15 protein-coding genes are annotated in these 13,835 nt (G+C 41.1%); 8 read left to right on the forward strand and 7 right to left on the reverse strand.

Annotation, left to right across the window (positions count from 1 at the left end):
- Positions 1-64 precede the first annotated feature (64 nt).
- The 4 genes from ACVCDT_RS13240 to ACVCDT_RS13255 are packed head-to-tail and all read left to right on the forward strand — an operon-like array spanning position 65 to position 2,380.
- On the forward strand, positions 65-409 hold the full coding sequence (locus ACVCDT_RS13240; protein ID WP_447133261.1) for an ArsC family reductase: 345 nt from the start codon (positions 65-67) through the stop codon (positions 407-409).
- The gene (gene dapE, locus ACVCDT_RS13245) at positions 406-1,536 is read left to right on the forward strand and encodes a succinyl-diaminopimelate desuccinylase (RefSeq protein WP_447133262.1); all 1,131 of its coding nucleotides are present in this window, start codon (positions 406-408) and stop codon (positions 1,534-1,536) included. The genes ACVCDT_RS13240 and dapE overlap by 4 nt, the downstream gene beginning before the upstream one ends.
- Positions 1,533-2,228, forward strand: coding sequence for a M15 family metallopeptidase (locus ACVCDT_RS13250; RefSeq protein ID WP_447133263.1), 696 nt, complete (start codon positions 1,533-1,535; stop codon positions 2,226-2,228). Before dapE ends, ACVCDT_RS13250 begins: the two co-directional genes overlap by 4 nt.
- The gene (locus ACVCDT_RS13255; protein ID WP_447133264.1) at positions 2,225-2,380 is read left to right on the forward strand and encodes a DUF2897 family protein; all 156 of its coding nucleotides are present in this window, start codon (positions 2,225-2,227) and stop codon (positions 2,378-2,380) included. The genes ACVCDT_RS13250 and ACVCDT_RS13255 overlap by 4 nt, the downstream gene beginning before the upstream one ends.
- Positions 2,381-2,396: 16 nt before the next feature.
- On the opposite strand, the gene modC is transcribed toward ACVCDT_RS13255, so the two are convergent.
- The 5 genes from modC to ACVCDT_RS13280 form a co-directional block, all read right to left on the reverse strand.
- Positions 2,397-3,515, reverse strand: a complete 1,119-nt coding sequence (modC, locus tag ACVCDT_RS13260; protein ID WP_447133265.1) for a molybdenum ABC transporter ATP-binding protein — start codon at positions 3,513-3,515, stop codon at positions 2,397-2,399.
- Positions 3,505-4,200, reverse strand: coding sequence for a molybdate ABC transporter permease subunit (modB, locus tag ACVCDT_RS13265; RefSeq protein ID WP_447133266.1), 696 nt, complete (start codon positions 4,198-4,200; stop codon positions 3,505-3,507). Before modB ends, modC begins: the two co-directional genes overlap by 11 nt.
- On the reverse strand, positions 4,197-4,961 hold the full coding sequence (gene modA, locus ACVCDT_RS13270; RefSeq protein WP_447133267.1) for a molybdate ABC transporter substrate-binding protein: 765 nt from the start codon (positions 4,959-4,961) through the stop codon (positions 4,197-4,199). Before modA ends, modB begins: the two co-directional genes overlap by 4 nt.
- A gap of 163 nt (positions 4,962-5,124) precedes the next feature.
- Positions 5,125-5,499, reverse strand: a complete 375-nt coding sequence (locus ACVCDT_RS13275) for a DUF6768 family protein (RefSeq protein ID WP_447133268.1) — start codon at positions 5,497-5,499, stop codon at positions 5,125-5,127.
- 57 nt (positions 5,500-5,556) lie between these two features.
- A complete protein-coding gene (locus ACVCDT_RS13280) occupies positions 5,557-6,027 on the reverse strand; it encodes a CreA family protein (RefSeq protein WP_447133269.1) in 471 nt (156 codons plus the stop codon).
- A 278-nt stretch (positions 6,028-6,305) separates the two neighbouring features.
- Here ACVCDT_RS13280 and ACVCDT_RS13285 point away from each other — a divergent pair, with 278 nt between their 5' ends.
- Together ACVCDT_RS13285 and ACVCDT_RS13290 are read left to right on the forward strand one after the other, a co-directional pair.
- The gene (locus ACVCDT_RS13285; protein WP_447133270.1) at positions 6,306-7,592 is read left to right on the forward strand and encodes a DEAD/DEAH box helicase; all 1,287 of its coding nucleotides are present in this window, start codon (positions 6,306-6,308) and stop codon (positions 7,590-7,592) included.
- Between the two features lie 118 nt (positions 7,593-7,710).
- On the forward strand, positions 7,711-8,529 hold the full coding sequence (locus ACVCDT_RS13290) for an HAD family hydrolase (RefSeq protein ID WP_447133271.1): 819 nt from the start codon (positions 7,711-7,713) through the stop codon (positions 8,527-8,529).
- A gap of 27 nt (positions 8,530-8,556) precedes the next feature.
- On the opposite strand, the gene ACVCDT_RS13295 is transcribed toward ACVCDT_RS13290, so the two are convergent.
- The gene (locus ACVCDT_RS13295) at positions 8,557-9,357 is read right to left on the reverse strand and encodes a LytR/AlgR family response regulator transcription factor (protein ID WP_447133272.1); all 801 of its coding nucleotides are present in this window, start codon (positions 9,355-9,357) and stop codon (positions 8,557-8,559) included.
- A gap of 10 nt (positions 9,358-9,367) precedes the next feature.
- A complete protein-coding gene (locus tag ACVCDT_RS13300; RefSeq protein ID WP_447133273.1) occupies positions 9,368-10,546 on the reverse strand; it encodes a sensor histidine kinase in 1,179 nt (392 codons plus the stop codon).
- Between the two features lie 240 nt (positions 10,547-10,786).
- Here ACVCDT_RS13300 and ACVCDT_RS13305 point away from each other — a divergent pair, with 240 nt between their 5' ends.
- Both ACVCDT_RS13305 and glpT read left to right on the forward strand, forming a co-directional pair.
- On the forward strand, positions 10,787-12,358 hold the full coding sequence (locus tag ACVCDT_RS13305; protein WP_447133274.1) for a sugar porter family MFS transporter: 1,572 nt from the start codon (positions 10,787-10,789) through the stop codon (positions 12,356-12,358).
- Between the two features lie 127 nt (positions 12,359-12,485).
- Positions 12,486-13,835: a glycerol-3-phosphate transporter gene (glpT, locus tag ACVCDT_RS13310; RefSeq protein ID WP_447133275.1), complete on the forward strand. Its 1,350-nt coding sequence runs from the start codon at positions 12,486-12,488 to the stop codon at positions 13,833-13,835.

Genomic DNA, 13,835 nt, shown 5'->3' on the forward strand with positions numbered 1-13,835 from the left:
ACCTTAGAACCGGTTTCTCGTTATAGTTTGATGATCTAGCAATTCAATTTTTAATAAGGGCAACATGACCACTCTTTACGGCATTAAAAACTGCGACACCATAAAAAAAGCCAAAGCTTGGCTGAGCGAAAATAATATCGACTATCAATTTCACGACTATCGACAAGATGGCTTAGATAAAAGCTGGTTAGCGCAAGCCGAACAAGCCTTAGGTTGGGAGCAAATCCTGAATAAAAGAGGCACAACCTACAGGCAATTAAGTGATGAGCAAAAAAACAATCTCAACAAAGAGATAGCCTTGGCTCTGTTACTTGAGCAACCCGCTATGATTAAGCGCCCTATTCTTATCCACAATGAACACTATTATTTAGGCTTTAAAGCAGCGCAATACAGTGAGATATTTTTATGAGCCGTGATGTGATTGGATTAACCAAGGCACTGATCAATAAAAAATCTGTGACACCTGAAGATGCTGGCTGCCAAACCTTAATGGCTGAAATTCTACAACCATTAGGCTTTAAAATAGAACACTTAGACTTTGCCGACACTAAAAACATTTGGGCCCGCAAAGGCACAGAAGATCCAGTATTTTGTTTTGCTGGGCACACAGATGTAGTGCCTTCTGGCCCAGAAGAACAATGGAAAACCCCACCTTTCGAGGCTACCGAAATAGATGGCTATTTGCATGGGCGCGGGGCGGCCGACATGAAAGGCAGTTTAGCTGCCATGTTAGTGGCAACCGAAAATTTTGTTAAACAGCATCCAGACCATCAAGGGTCAATTGCATTTTTAATTACTAGTGATGAAGAAGGCCCCTTTATTAACGGTACCACTAAAGTAATAGATACCTTAGAAGCCCGTAATGAAAAAATAACTTGGTGCTTAGTGGGTGAACCATCTAGTACCGATCAAGTGGGCGATGTGGTTAAAAATGGGCGACGTGGCTCATTAACAGGTGAAATGTTAGTTAAAGGCATTCAGGGGCATGTTGCTTATCCACACCTTGCTAAAAACCCTATTCATGATTCTTCATTAGCGTTAGCTGAGCTAGCCAATACTCAATGGGATAATGGCAATGAACATTTCCCTCCTACTAGCTTTCAAATTTCTAATATTCACGGTGGTACAGGTGCGGGAAATGTGATCCCAGGGGAATTAAACGTTAGTTTTAATTTTCGTTTTTCAACCCAAGTCACAGATCAGCAACTAATCAGCCGTGTCACTCAAATTTTAGACGCACACAAACTCGATTATGACATTCACTGGACCTTTAACGGTCAACCCTTTTTAACAGATTCGGGGGCTTTAGTGGCGGCCACTCAAGCAGCCATTAAAGAGTGCACAGGACGAGATACTCAATTGTCTACCGCTGGCGGTACCTCAGACGGACGTTTTATTGCACCTACAGGGGCACAGGTGATTGAACTCGGTCCAGTCAACGCCACCATTCATAAAATAGATGAGTGCGTAAAAATGTCTGATTTAACTAGCCTAACAGGTATTTATCAAACTATTTTACAGCGATTGTTAGCGTGATAAACCCAGCGCACGTATTAGGTCAAAACGAAGCCTTGTTGGTTGAATGCCAGCAAGGCTTTAAGTTATTGCCCGAAGTCTGCAAAGCGTTTAAACAGATGCAAAACGCCGCCAGTCAACAAGGCATAGATCTACAAATCGTCAGCAGTTACCGTAGTTTTGCTAGGCAATTACAAATATGGCAAAACAAGTGGGCGGGCAAAACTAAAATTCTAGATGTAAATGAGCAACCCTTAGATGCCAGCACATTAACCAATAGCCAAAAGATAGAAGCCATATTGACTTGGTCGGCTTTGCCTGGGGCTAGCCGCCATCATTGGGGTACAGATTTAGATGTGTATGACAAACAAAGTGTTGAACAGGCTAAGCACGATTTTCAATTGGTTTGCAGTGAATACGATTATGGCCCCTGCAAAAAACTTAACCTTTGGTTAGATAAATACGCCGAGGAGTTTGGCTTTTTTCGCCCCTACGCTAAGTACACTGGTGGCATTGCCAGAGAGCCGTGGCATTTAAGTTTTAAAGCCAGTGCCCAATTCATGCAAAATCAATTAACTCAGCAAAACCTAATTGATTGCTTAAAACAAACCGATATATTAGGTTTGCCCAGCATTCTTGAAAATATGCCAACTATCTATCAACGTTTTGTTTTAAACCAAGGAACAACCTCTATGGGCGGTGAGATAATATGAATATTTGGTTAGTAGTACTGATTATTGCCTTAGTCTTGGGCTTGATTATTGGCAATATTTTATTGTTAAAGCAGACCTCTAAACACGACTTACCTAAAGTGAATAAAGACAATAATGCCTCTTATGATCGCTTTGAAGATAAAGACGATTGAGCTCAAGTTACACTTTTTATCTAACTATGGCCGCAGATTTTATTTGCAACCACACTTTCTGATTGGCCTTTAAGGCAAGCTTATGCGCAGATTTTTTAGTGATCTGTGCTAATAAAGTTGTATTGCCTACTAACACAGTTACCACACAGGTTGGTTGTTGGTGTTGTTCATGGATCTTAAGCACTTTGCCAGCTAATACATTGACTATGCTAGTGTCTGTTGGTTGAGTTAAAGTTACACTCACATCACTGGCTAAAATTCTAAGTCGTCTAATGGTTTTATTTTCGACTTTGGGTAACCATAAATGCCCCCCATCAAAACCAAGTTGCATTAATTGCCACTGCTGATCCGTGTTTATCAGCTTGCAATCCACCAAAGCCCCTAACTCATTGTCTATACCTAAAGGTAATTCAACTTGCGAAAATAAGTCTGTGGCTTGGCCCTGAGCCAAAACCTTTCCCTGCTGCATAACCACAGCGTAATCAGCAAGCTGAGCTATTTCGTCTAACGAATGAGACACATATAAAATGGGCAGCTTAAAGTGCCTGCGTATGTTGTCTAAATAAGGCAATATTTCGCATTTACGTGCTGTATCTAAAGACGCTAAAGGTTCATCCATAAGTAACAATTTAGGTTGGCTAAGCAAAGCTCTAGCCATGGCCACCCGTTGTTTTTCTCCTCCTGAGAGTTGCGCTGGCATGTGCTGTAAAAGCTTTTCTATATCCATTATCTGAGTCACTTGCGCAAATAACTCTGGCTGTACAGCCACTCGACTGCGTTTTATGGCAAAACTAAGGTTCGCCAACACCGACAAATGCTCAAACAAACTGGCTTCTTGAAATACATAGCCCAGACTACGTTTATGAGTAGGAACAAAAATAGTATCACTTTGCCATACTTCACCATTTACAGATAACTGCCCCATTGCAGCACTTTGTAAACCAGCAATACACCTAAGTAAACTAGTTTTACCTGAGCCAGACTCACCAAAAATAGCGGTTACCCCCTGCCCAGGTAGGTCAATATTTACATCTAAGCTAAAAACGTCGCGGGTTGCCTTGCAATAAACCAAGCTAAATGCAGCTTGAATACGCTTGGCCGAGTTAGGCTCTGTTGCTACATTTTTAACGACCATAGGTTAACCCTAAGGATTTACCTTTACCTTGCATGGCATACAAAATCACCAATACGCTAAACGCAAAAATCACCATCACCCCAGACAAAGCATGAGCTTGAGCATATTCTAAGGCTTCAACGTGATCATAAATTTGTACCGATACCACTCGGGTTTTATCAGGTATGCTGCCACCTATCATTAACACTATGCCAAATTCGCCCACTGTATGGGCAAACCCCAACACACTAGCAGTAATAATACCGGGTTTAGCCAAAGGTAAAACCACATTAAAAAATCTATCTAGAGGCCCAGCTCCAAGGGTTGCTGCTGCTTCTAATGGGCGTTCGCCTATGGCTTGCATTGCATTTTGAATGGGTTGCACTACAAAGGGTAACGAATACAACATTGAGGCCAATACCAAGCCCCAAAAAGTAAAAGCCAAACTGCCCCAGCCTATGGCCTGAGTAAATTGACCAATAGCGCCATTTGGGCCCATAGCCAACAACAAGTAAAAACCTAAAACAGTGGGGGGTAGCACTAAAGGTAGAGCCACAATGGCACTAATTGGGCCTTTTAACCAAGATTGCGTTCTGGCCAACCACCAAGCAATAGGCGTACCTATAATCAACAACAATATAGTGACAGTAGTGGCAAGTCGCAGGGTTAACCAAATCGCTGCCATATCTGCCTCAGACAAACTCATAATGGCTCCTTATGTATTGTGCTATAGCCTTGTTGGCTGATAATACTTTGTCCTAGTGGGCTAGCTACAAAATCTAAAAACGCTTTAGCCGCCAGATTAGTTTGCGCCCGGTTAAGCCACACTGCATCTTGTTTAATGGCAGGATAATATGCCTCTGGGATCAGCCAATAATGCCCTACAGCTGCAGGTTTATTCACCAGCTGAGACAATGCCACAAAGCCTAAATCGGCATTTTTAGAGTGCACAAACTGATATACCTGTGCCACATTTTCTGCTTGTATCCATTTTGCCTGAGTAAGATCAAGCATTTGCATATGAGTTAATACATGGATAGCGGCTTGCCCATATGGCGCTAATTTAGGGTTGGCCATGGCTAATTTGTTAAATGCATTTTGCTTAAACTTGGTAAGCAGCTGCTGAGCAAATTCACCTTTAGCCGACCATAACACCAACTTACCTATGGCATAGGTAAAACGGCTGCCCGCAACTATTAGCTTGTCTTGCTCTAAGGCTATGCCCTTGGCTTGATCGGCAGAAAAGAATAAGTCGTATGGAGCACCTTGTTTAATTTGTGCATAAAACTTGCCCGATGAACCATAGCTGAGCACCACTTGATGCTCACTCTTAGCTTCAAAAGCTTGCTTTAATACTTGCATGCTCTGACTAAAATTAGAGGCAACTGCGACCAAGGCTTTTTCAGCCAAGACCAAAGGTGAAACTAATACTAAAATAAGCCCTAATAAGCGTTTAAACGCTTTCATTCATACTGATCCATTTATGCTAGAACAAGATATATGCAGTTGATTTATATGCGTTAATTTACCACAACTAGGCATATAAGTTTGACTAGTTAAGCATTAACACCCTTCGCCCAAAAGACAGGCGCTAAAATATTTTTCTCAGTATAACCGGCTTTTTATTTGGTTAGTCGCTGAGTTTTTCTGCTAACAAGGACACTTGCAATTCTACTCGCTTGATTTCACGAATGACCGACAATCGGTTTAATTCCATAAAAAACCATAGCCGTGCAATGGCAAAGCCAATAGTGCTAGCCAAGGTACCGGCTAACCAGTTTATTTTCATGCCTAAATCTGATTCATTCACCAACTCATAAGCGCAATAAATGGCTAAGCCAGCAAACACGAGTTGCAAGGCTAACACCACCAAAAAGGTTAATCTAAAGGTGCCTTTAAAGCTTTGCCCTATTAGTTGCAACGCATTGGCCTGTTCTTCAGAAAAATGATTGGCCGCTTGATCGTTTTTTAAATCATCAAGTATCTTTTTATTTAAATCGTGCATTGGATTTTCCGATAAATTTTGTTTCTAGCTTCTAACCAACCACTCACATTTAGAGGGTTAGTTGCTTACTGTGGCTGGTTTGTAGGCTGCCGTTCCCCAAAGTGGCACAGTTGATAAACTATGCTTAAAGCTACCAGAAGTTTCTTTGGTTGAATAAGACACATACATTAAGGTTTGACTTTGTTCATCAAAAACTCGGCGGATCTTCATACTTTTAAAAAATACACTTTTAGACTTTTTAAACACCACCTCCCCTGATTTAGACTTATCAATGGCAGCTATCATGGCAGCAGTAATTTCACCGGTTTGCCGACAAGCAATAGAGCTATCAGAAGGGTCAGACAAACTTAAATCTGCCTCTATGCTAGCTACATGGCAGGTAACACCAGTCACTATAGGATCAACCAAGGTATTGAGTTTAATATCTTGAGTGGTAAATACGCCTAATGAGATATCCCCTACTTCGTTTTTATCACAACCAAACAGCAAAAATGTACTGATGAATGCCAAGCTTTTTAATCGCTTCATGAGTTATCCTAAAAAAAATTTGAACTTTTGTTAACAATTGAACGACTTATTAAGGCAGCGTAGTGAACTGCAACTCCCTGGGCCGTTTGGATGAATTTTCATGCTAACGGCTTTTTTCTTTTTGTAACAGTAAAACTCTCAGACTTTAATTATCCTAATCGCCCCTGTTGCTGGTTAGCCTAAAACCCATCCTTTACCTTTGCTCGCGACTAATTTATGCAATTTCTCAGTAAATACTGTATATTTCGCCCTCAAAATTTAGCATGCACAGGAACACTATGAAATTCTCAAATTTAGGTTTAGCCCAAGAAATCCAACAAGCCCTAGATGCTTGTGGTTACACCCAGATGACACCTGTGCAAGCACAAGCCATAGTGCCAGCTAGAAGAGGCAAAGATTTATTAGTTAATGCTCAAACAGGAACGGGTAAAACCGCCGCTTTTGCCTTGCCAATATTGCAGCAAATGTTAGACAAACCCAAAGCCACTCAGCCTGGTAGTCCAAGAGCCTTGATCTTAACCCCTACCCGAGAACTAGCCGAGCAGTTAGGCCAAACCATAAGTACTTATGCACAATTTTTGCCCACCAAGGTATTAGCCATATTTGGCGGGGTTAAATTAGGTGGACAAGCAAGCAAGTTAAAAGATGGCGTAGATATTCTTATTTCTACTCCAGGGCGATTGTTAGAGCATTTAGAATTGAGTCAGGTAAATTTAGCCAACACTGAATTTGTGGTACTAGACGAAGCCGACCGTATGTTAGACATGGGCTTTATTAGTGATGTGCAAAACCTACTGCAGTATACTGCTAAACAACGTCAAACCTTGTTATTCAGCGCGACCTCATCTCCAGCCCTAAACGAGTTATCACATAAGCTATTGAATAATCACCAAGTGATACGCGTAACCAAACTTAATGCCACAGCAGATACGGTTTCACACGTCATGTACCCGGTAGAAGAAGCGCGAAAAATTGACCTGTTCAAATTATTATTAAAAGAACAAAATTGGTTTCAAGTATTGGTTTTTACCAGCACTAAAGAGCAAGCCGATCGGCTAATGGCTGCACTTAAGCTAGCTAAAATCGACGCTGCAGTATGCCATTCTGACAAAAGCCAAGGCGCCAGACGCCGCGCCATAGCCGATTTTAAGTCAGCTAAGTTGCAAGTGTTGATTGCCACAGAAGTGGCGGCCAGAGGGTTAGACATTGACGGCTTAGACTATGTGGTGAATTACAACTTACCTTATTTGCCAGAAGACTATGTACATCGTATTGGACGAACCGGCCGTGCTGGTAAAAACGGACATGCCATTTCTTTGGTCAGTCGCGAAGAAGAAAACACTGTAGCGCGCATTGAAAAATTGATTGGCAGTAAAATTAAACGTATCAATAAGCCTGGTTTTGAAGTGAGTAACAGAGTGAGCTTGTTAAAAAGTGTGGCCAAAAAAGCTCATAAAAGTCGCAGTAATAAAGCCAGCGCCACCCATATTAGTCGCGAAAAATCTGCTCATCAAAACAAAAAGCCTAAGGCCAAAGCAGGAAAATCTAAAGGCGGCAAAAAATAAAAGCCGCCTTAATTTAGCTTACAAGTAAACTAAATTGGCTATGGGTACGTAACTATTTAATGGTAAAGTGCAGTCTATGCATTGGGCCTTTCTTTAGCTTTGTGGTGGTAGTGATTTTATGCAACTGATATTTTTTGATTTAGATGGCACATTGTTAAACAATGCCTCTCAAATCTCCCCTTTTACCCAACAAACCTTGGCGCTTTTAGCCGAAAAAGACATTGCCTATACAGTTGCCACTGGGCGAACCATGCTCTCTGCTCAGCGCATATTGCAAAATCAAGTTTTTGAACTTCCGCAAATCTATAATAATGGTGTAACGGTTTGGGATCCTAATCTTCAAACCCTCACCCTAGAAAATCTGTTAAGCCCAACAGAAGTGGCGAATATCATTTCGGTTGCCAAATTCTATGGCGTTACCCCCTTTGTCAATTCAGTAGAAGGTCATCAACATTTTATTTTTCACAGCGAAATTAAAAGCGCAATTGAACAAGAGTTAGTTGAAGATTACTTCTCTGTCAGTAGTGCAAAACTACTGCCTCTTGAAGCCTTACCCTCTCAGGCACAAGTCACTAACATTAGTATGATAGGCAGCAACCAAACCATTCAAAATATGTGGCGCGAACTAAACCTCAACCAGGCACTCATTGCCTATTCTGGTAAAGCCATTCAAGGCGACAACATGCGTTGGATGGATGTGCATCACAGCCATGCAAACAAAGGCACGGCCGTAACCCAATTAAAAAATCAGTTAGGGGCAACCAAGGTTATGTGTTTTGGTGATGGTGATAACGATTTAAGTATGTTTGCTTTAGCCGACGAAAGTTATGCACCACAAAATGCCACAGATGAAGTAAAACGCTCGGCCAGCGCTGTCATTGGTGACAATCATAACGATGGTATTGCACATTTTTTACGTGAACGTTTTTCGCTTTAGCCCCAGTTTACACTTGTTTGGGCTGGCTTATTCACCGGTTAAAAAGTGCTTAATCGCCCCTTTGTAATTGCGGCTAACTTTAATTTTTTCAAATTCACCAAGCAATAAAAAAAACTCGCCTTTGGTATGGGGGATGACTTTATCAATAAAGTTTAGATTTACTATGGTTGATCTATGCACCCTTTTAAACACCATATCATCCAATTCAATTAATAACTCTTTAAGGGTGCTACGTTTGATGTGGGTTTGGCCTTTTGCATGTAAACAAACATAGTCGCCTGCTGCATCTACCCATTCAATATCTGCTTGTTTTAATATAGTGATTTCGTCGCGATCTTTTATCACCACTTTTTTATCAATAAAATCATGATCTGGCTTGTCATGCTTAGGTTTAGCTTCGTGCGCATTAATGCTGTTAATGGCGCCGATAATAGGGGTTTTATTACCAACATCATTAGTTTGACCTTGCCTTGCTATGGCTCTTTCTACGGCCCGTGCTATTCGCTCATCGTCTATAGGCTTTAAAATATAATCCACCGCATGCACTTCAAAGGCATCGAGTGCATATTGTTCGTAGGCGGTGGTAAATACAATTAAGGGTAAAACGTCATTTTGTAGGCCTTTCACTACATCAAAACCATTTAGGCCCGGCATTTGTATATCTAAAAATACTAGATCTGGGGCGAGCTCTAAAATAGCGGCTTTGGCTTCTCTACCATTACGACATTCACCTATTATCTCTACTTGCGCCAATTTACTTAATTTTGCCCGCAACAGTTTTAAAGCTAAAGGCTCATCATCAACAATTAAAGTACGTAATTTTTCCATTTTAATTCTCTTATTTGCTGTCGCTAACTTTAGTTGGCGACACGCTAATACGGCAAGATTCTTGGTATTCACAAGGAATGCTTATGCTGGTTTTTAAGCCACCTGTAGACAGGGTTGTTAACTCCACGGCATATAAATTATCGTATAAGGCTTTTAATCTTTCATTGGTATTACGTAATCCTACGCCACCTGAGCTTGAGTTGTCTAAGTGAGTTTCGCTTGGTTTTTGTCCATTTCCGGTATCACTAAGCTGCATCACCAATTGACTATTTTGAACTTTGGCATACAAGGATATGGTTCCGCCTGCTTCGTTTTCTGCAATGGCGTGTTTCATTGAATTTTCGATTATAGGTTGCAACAGTAAACTTGGTACTAAGGCCAATTTAGCTTCAGGCTCTATATTAAAGTCTAATTTTAATCTATCCCCAAAGCGGGTCTTTTCAATTTCTAAATACAGGTTAAGGGCTTTAACTTCGTTTTCTAAGGTAATTTTGGTATCGGGGTTGTTATCTAAAGAATGCCGTAAAAATCGGCTCAGTTGCACTGTCATATTTTGCGCTTTTTGGGTTTCATTCACTTCAACCAAAGAATTAATCGCATTTAAGGTATTACATAAAAAATGTGGATTAAGTTGGTATCTAAGCATTTTAATTTGCGCATCGCGAGCGATAGATTGGGCGCGGATCCGTTTTACTTGCTCTTCGCGGGCTTCAGCTTCGGCCCTAAGCATAATGCGATGTTCGGTTTGTAATAAATCGTTGTAGCGCAGTCCATGAAACAGGCCAGTCCAACATAATAATATAAACACACTGCCAAAGTGCCAGCCACCAAATTCACTCCAAGTGCCACTGTCTTGGGTTAAAAAAACAAAGGCTTCTATTCGTGCTACGGTAAAAATAAAGGCACCTAACAACACCATCACTAGGCCTAAACTGGCTCGGGGAATAAAAGGTTTATTCCAAATCGCCATAAAAAACCAATACAAGAGTATAGAACAGCCTAAACCCATAAGCGCCTGCACAAGTATGTGCATCATATGCCCCATATTATAAGGGCCGTACCACAGGGTTAATGAGAAAAAACTGATGACACTAACAAAGATCCAAAAACTGACATGCAATAAACCAAAGCGATAAATAGCAAACCTATGTAGAAAAATAACAGCTCGATTAACTAACCCGTTTTTCATTGTTCCCCTACCTAAGCTTATTCCTTTTACCCTAACGCAAGCACTTGATTTAGGTAAAGGTTTTTATATTAAAAGCATTTTTGCTTGAGCCAGTTTACACAGACAACTAGGGCACGGCTAGCAGACAAATCCGCTCTAACGCAAGCCCAGACCTTTTGAACGAAAACTGGGGTTATTTCAACCTGATTTGATCTAACTTGGCATGTTTACAATATTTTAACTAAAAATAAAGGCTTCAAAATGACCACACCTCAGCCACATAATATTTTTTACGTATTCTATGTATCTATCATAGTTGCATTAGGTGGATTTCTTATGGGCTTTGATGCTTCTGTGATATCTGGCGTGGTTAAGTTTATTGAGCCAGAATTTAATTTAAGCAAAATTCAATTAGGCTGGGCGGTAGCGTCTTTATCCCTTACCGCTACCTTAGCTATGGTTACTGCAGGGCCCTTAAGTGATAAGTTTGGTCGAAAAACCATATTAAAAGTCGCGGCCCTATTATTTTTTGTTTCGGCCATAGCATCAGCCTTAGCCCCAAGCTTTATAATATTAGTCATTGCCAGAATGGTGGGCGGTTTAGGTGTAGGGGCGGCACTCATTATTGCGCCTATGTACATTGCCGAAATTGGTCCAGCAAAATACCGTGGGCGCATGGTATCGCTAAATCAACTCAATATTGTATTAGGCATTTCTGTCGCATTTTTTACTAACTACCTCATATTACAAGCTGCCAACTCAGACAGTGCTTGGGTGCAATCTTTGGGCTTAGAGCAATGGAACTGGCGTTGGATGTTAGGTATAGAGGCGATCCCCGCGCTCTTGTATTTTATCTGTTTGGCGATAGTGCCAGAAAGTCCCCGCTGGTTAATGATGAAAGGCCGTGTTGTAGAAGCAACCGAGATTTTAAAGTGCGCTTTAGGAGACACCAGCGCAACCCAAGAAATACAACAAATTAACCAAAGTATTGCCCAAGATAAAAGCAAAACTAAAGGCTCATTTTTAGACCTATTAACACCTTCTATGCGATTAGTGATGATAGTGGGCATATCCATTGCCATCTTGCAGCAAATCACAGGCATCAACGCGGTTTTCTTTTATGCCCCTATGATTTTTGAACAAACTGGCTTAGGTACAGATGCATCTTTTATGCAGGCTATTTTAGTAGGTATCACTAATGTAGTCTTTACCCTATTGGCCATAGCCCTAATCGATAAAATTGGGCGTAAGTCTTTATTAATAATGGGGGTGAGTGGCATTATTATTTGTATGTTTAGTTTGGCCTATCAGTTTCATGCGGCCACCTATCAGCTAAGCACTGATTCGTTAACCCGCCTTTCATCACAACTAGATAATCAAGCACTGCAAGCTTTAGTTGGAAACACTTACCACAGTGATTTGGCGTTTAAAGCCGCCATTGCCGAAGCCTTACCCGCTGCCCAAGCGCTACAATTTGAAGCTGAATTAGTGGCCGCTGCTATTCACATGAATGGCACGGCTATTTTAATTAGCATATTAGGTTTTGTGGCCTGTTTTGCCATGTCTTTAGGGCCGGTTATGTGGGTGCTCTTTTCAGAGTTATTCCCTAATCGAATCAGGGGTATCGCCATTTCTTTTGTGGGTCTAATTAATTCAGCCATTAGCTTTTTAGTGCAATTGGTTTTTCCATGGGAGTTATCTAATTTAGGGGCGTCAGTTACTTTTGCTATTTATGGCGGGTTTGCCTGCGTTGGCCTGATGATTATTCTGATATTTTTACCTGAAACTAAAGGCAAGTCATTAGAAGAATTAGAAAGTATATTGATCAAATAACTTAGCATGTGCGACCGTTTTCTAAGTTTTAGAACAAATAAGGTGCAAACTAACTGAGCTAAATCCTCCTTGTCACCCTAAGGCCTAATCTGGTTAAATAGACAAAACTTAATTAGGTCAATCACTTATGTTTGGTATTTTTAAACCCGATGCTCATATTCCTGCCCTGCCTAAAGAACAAGTAGATGAAGATTACAAACGCCTAAGATGGCAGGTATTTATGGGCATTTTTGTTGGCTATGCGGGTTATTATTTAGTTAGAAAAAACTTTTCATTGGCCATGCCTTTTTTAATTGAAGAACAAGGCTTTACTAAAGGTCAATTAGGTTTAGCCCTGTCTGCGGTATCTATTGCCTACGGACTAAGTAAATTTTTAATGGGTAACGTTTCTGATCGCAGTAACCCCCGAACTTTTTTAACCACTGGTCTGTTAGTGTCTGCTGGGGTAATGTTTTTATTTGGCTTTACCTCTTGGGCCACAGCCAGTGTTACCTCTATTTTTATCTTGTTGTTCCTGAATGGTTGGGTACAAGGCATGGGTTGGCCAGCCTGTGGGCGAACTATGGTGCATTGGTATTCGGGTAACGAACGTGGAAAAGTGGTATCTGTGTGGAATATAGCACACAACGTAGGTGGCGGCTTGATTGGGCCATTAGCCATTTTAGGTATGGCCTGGTTTAATGATTGGCACAGCATATTTTATGTGCCTGCTATAGTAGCAACCTTTATTGCAGGGTTTATTTATTTAACCTTGCGCGATACCCCTCAATCTTGCGGGTTGCCCCCCATTGAAGCCCATCGCAATGACTACCCAAGGGATTATCAACATACTCACGAAAACGAGTTTAGTGCTAAAGAGATTTTTTTAACTTATGTACTAAACAATAAATTGCTGTGGTTTATTGCCGTTGCCAACGCTTTTGTCTACCTCATTCGATATGGCGTGCTAGATTGGGCACCCACTTATTTATACGAAGTTAAAGACTTTTCATTTAACAAAAGTTCTTGGGCATATTTTTTATACGAGTGGGCGGGCATACCTGGTACCCTACTTTGTGGCTATATCAGTGATGCTTGGTTTAAAGGACGCCGTGCCCCTGCGGCCATATTGTATATGGTATTAGTGTTGCTGGCGGTCTTAGTGTATTGGTTTAATCCTGCTGGTAATCCTGATATCGACATTGCGGCATTAATGGCTATTGGCTTTTTGATTTATGGACCAGTCATGCTAATTGGTTTATTTGCCTTAGAATTAGTACCCAAAAAAGCCGCAGGCACAGCCGCAGGCTTAACTGGGCTATTTGGTTATTTAGGTGGCGCTGTGGTGGCCAACATTGCCTTAGGCTATACAGTGGATCATTTTGGTTGGGACGGTGGATTTGTGTTACTGGTTGGCGGCTGTATAGGGGCAATTATATTGATTGGCCTAACCTTAAAACACGAAGTGGCCCATGAGAGCAGCCAAGCACCGGTTTAG

The sequence above is a fragment of the Paraglaciecola aestuariivivens genome (genome assembly GCF_052983255.1).